The following is a 3,597-nucleotide window of genomic DNA, read 5'->3' on the forward strand; positions in this document are numbered from 1 at the left end:
GCGAAGTTTGCACGATTAGAGAAAAAAGTAAAAAATAAAGAAGAAGAAATTAAAGAACAAAAAGAAAAAGCAACAACGACGATTAAAGAAATTGAGACTCGTAAACAAAAAGAAGATAAATCGAAAGAATTAGCTGGGTCAGTAGACTATATCAAATTCGTTGATTCTAATGGTAAGACGTATCAAACAATTAATATTGAAGATTATAATGAATACTTTGACACGACAGAAGCTTATTTTGATTATTTGAATAATGAACAATTAGAAAATTTAAAAGAGTTGGCTAGACGCTATAAAGTAAAAATAATTTTTGATGGTGAAAGATTGAGAAATCAAATGGTTTCAAATGTTAAAGAGATTAAAGGTAGTGACAACGAAGAAGGTGGCGAGATTGTAACAGAAGTTAGAGTCAGAGATATTAGTAAAGAACTTGAATTTGAAGACAGTGTTAAAGAGCGAGAAATACAACGAGAAAAACTCAAAGAACAAACAAAAGAAGCGATAGAACGATTAGAAAAAGCGAAATCATCAAACAAAGAAGAAGACGATGACGACGAAGTTGAATATGATGAAGAGGATAGTGCATATAATTTTTATGAATTCAAAGTAGACATTATCAAACCGAATGATAGTCGAAAAAATTATGTTTTTGATGATGTTGAATTGAACAAGAATAATTTGAATGATAGTAAAGTAAAAATCGTTGATACGATTATCAATCGAGTAGAACAAGATAGTAGAAAGAATACTGTTTTAAGAAAGTTAATTAACGATAATATGACTGAAGATGTTGTAGAAGATATTTTAGATAATGCATTTCAAGACGAAGAAAATGAAAGTATTGGACTCATTACAATCGAGCTGGGCTTAAAAGAAGTTACATTTCAAATGTGCGAGAAAAATTATGAAGTAGAAGATGAAACGAATGGACTTCATGAATTTTATTTAAATATATTCGGCGAAAATGGAAGTCAACGAACAAGAAGTGTAGAAAAGTTTGAATTAAAATCCAATGATGGAGATGGCTATCGTATAGATTACAACAAGCCAATTATAGTGAATCTAATCGTAGAAGAATTGGATTCAATGGGAATAGAAGAATTTGAAATTGATAATTTAATTAAAAATGAATTAACAGATGAAATCATTGAAGATATTTTGGATAAAACAGAAGAAGGTGAAATGAGTAAGTACATAGGATTACTTACAGTTGATGTAAACGATAGAACAATTGAATTTGAAATCGTTAAAAAAAGAGAGTAGTGAATAAGTAAATGGCAAATAAAGATGTGATGAAGTATATATCTGAAAATGGTTCAGAACTATCATTAAATATTAAAAAGTTTGTACTGGATGAAAGTCAAAAATTAGAACAATATCAACTAAAGGCTCTCTCGATAAGTGGGAGCGCGAAAGAAATCGAAGATATACAATCAGAAATAGATGCTGTTAAGAAAAAGTTGGACGAACCTTTAAGTGATAAAGAAGAAGACTTAGATGATGATTTAGATTCAGCTAAAGACACAGTTAATGAAGTTACAGATTCAGCTATATCATTTTTAACGTCAAAACCTAGTGACTTTGATGAAATTAAAAATGATATGGAAACAAAACTGAATGATTTAGAAGAAAAAAAGAATAAGTTAAATAATCATAACTCTATTTTTTCAGGTGAAGTTGGAGAAGGTATAACAACAGTTATACAAAGTATGATTACGCTTAAAAAGAATATAGAAAGTAATTTAAATGATGATGATGACTATAGTGTTAATCAAAATAAAGCACAAGAATTATTGTCAAAAATAGAAGAATTTAAAGGTAATATAAAAATTAATAGCGCGTCTTATACAGCAGGTTATTATGTTGAACCTATTAAATCGGTTTTAGACGAATGTATAGATATATTGAACGCAGATGATTTAAGTGAGAGTGAGTTAGATAGTTTAGATTTAAATGCTAGAAAACTAGAAACGAATATCGATACAGCAGTTGCTTGGTTCGAAGGCTGGACTGGTAAAAAGAAAGAAGGTTAAATTATGAAGATAATAAAAATAGGACTTGCTATCATATCATTTGTCGTTGGACTACTTCTTGGTGGTCTGATGACATTGATAGGATTGGCAGGTGTGATGAATGTTATTCATTTGCAAAGTGCAGGCGTTAACTTAGTGTTAGGACTAATTACTTTATTTGTCGGATGTGCCATAACACCTTACTTTTTGTTGGGATTAAGGGGTACAGACACGATTAAACAAATTAAAAATGTAAAAACGAAAGATGATAATCACAAGCATATGAGAGATGAATATGAAACAGATGAAGAAGAAGCGTTTATTTAACAATATAATTCAAAATATTCTGGAAATATAGGAGGAATTTTAATGGTAATGAAGACAAAAGATGAATTGTTAGCAGGGTTGCAACGTAAGAACGAGACAATACGATTGTTCAAATATCCGACTGTTACGTCGAGTGGTATGTTGATAAAAGAATATTTGATGGGTGAAAAGAATCCGTTTTATAAAAAAGCGACTGAAAAATGGGAACGCAAATTAGAAGAAATGGCAGAATTAGGGTCTGAAGTAGCGATACGCATGGGTCTTTGGAGTCAAAATGATGACAGAATCACATTATTTAAAAAGCAAATGATGGGTGATGAGAATGCAATTGACCCATTCATTCAAGGTTGTTCAGCCATTGCTTATCGATTGAACGAAGGATATATATTCTCAGTTTTAGAACCACCAAATGGTATGACTCATAAAAAGTTAAAAGACCAATGCAATGACATGAAAGAAGTGTTGTTTGATTCTGAGCAAGTATGTAGCGTAGAACCATCTGCAAAAACACTTGAGCTCGCAATAGATAACTACATCTATAATCTTACTCCTAAATTAACAGTGTTGTTTAGAGATGAGAAAAGACCAGACCCACTTGATGACGTTTGGAAAATTGATTCTGTTGATGAAATTGAATTTGATATAGAGTCGATGAAATTCTATACAGCTATGAAAGAAACGGGAGAAAAATTTGCGGTGCCATTTAAAAATAACGGTGGTTACTTAGTAGGTGGCGTTGCTGGTTCGGGTAAATCGGCATCATTTTTAGTCATGTTGATGGCTATGTTAAATCAAGATGCAATCGATTTAACGATTATTGATGGTAAAACAGCACCTACTGAATTAGATGAATTTCAAAAATATGGATTGGCAGACGTTCATAAATTTAAGTCTTCGGGTGGTCAAAGAAACTACGATGAAATATTAGAAGTAGTGACAAAATTTGACGAAGAAGTTGCAGAACGAGCAGAAGATTTTAAGGAAAAATATGGTGTGAACAATTTTTGGAACATACCTGTTGAAAAGAGACCGATTTTAAAAGTTTTATTAATAGATGAATGCCAAGTTTTCTTTAGCGAAAAAGGTAAAGACAATGATGATAAACAATTGATTCGAAAAATACAAGCAACAGTTGAAAATACTGTCAGAATTTCTCGAGCGTATGGGGGTATGGTTTGTTTAGCAACTCAAAAACCATCATCTGAAGCTATAAGTACAGATTTGAGGGATAACTGTGGTTTAAAATTATCATTACGTG

Annotated in this window: 4 protein-coding genes; all 4 read left to right on the forward strand. The window is 31.2% G+C overall.

Annotated elements, in window-relative coordinates; translation table 11 throughout:
• Nucleotides 1-1,263 (forward strand): hypothetical protein (locus DVA66_RS21060; RefSeq protein ID WP_157974113.1); only part of this gene is annotated, 1,263 nt, incomplete at its 5' end.
• A gap of 11 nt (nt 1,264-1,274) precedes the next feature.
• On the forward strand, nt 1,275-2,033 hold the full coding sequence (locus DVA66_RS21065) for a hypothetical protein (protein ID WP_157974114.1): 759 nt from the start codon (nt 1,275-1,277) through the stop codon (nt 2,031-2,033).
• Nucleotides 2,034-2,036: 3 nt separating this feature from the next.
• A complete protein-coding gene (locus DVA66_RS21070) occupies nt 2,037-2,339 on the forward strand; it encodes a hypothetical protein (protein ID WP_157974115.1) in 303 nt (100 codons plus the stop codon).
• 42 nt (nt 2,340-2,381) lie between these two features.
• A partial coding sequence (locus DVA66_RS18285) for a zonular occludens toxin domain-containing protein (protein WP_157974116.1) occupies nt 2,382-3,597 on the forward strand: 1,216 nt, incomplete at its 3' end.

The organism is Desertihabitans aurantiacus, assembly GCF_003344635.1.
In the GTDB taxonomy this organism is placed as follows: Bacteria; Actinomycetota; Actinomycetes; order Propionibacteriales; family Propionibacteriaceae; genus Desertihabitans; species Desertihabitans aurantiacus.

Bases quoted from the DNA above. Each gene is read 5' to 3' on its own strand.
- DVA66_RS21070 (WP_157974115.1), top strand. From the start codon at position 2,037: ATGAAGATAATAAAAATAGGACTTGCTATCATATCATTTGTCGTTGGA.
- DVA66_RS21065 (WP_157974114.1), top strand. From the start codon at position 1,275: ATGGCAAATAAAGATGTGATGAAGTATATATCTGAAAATGGTTCAGAA.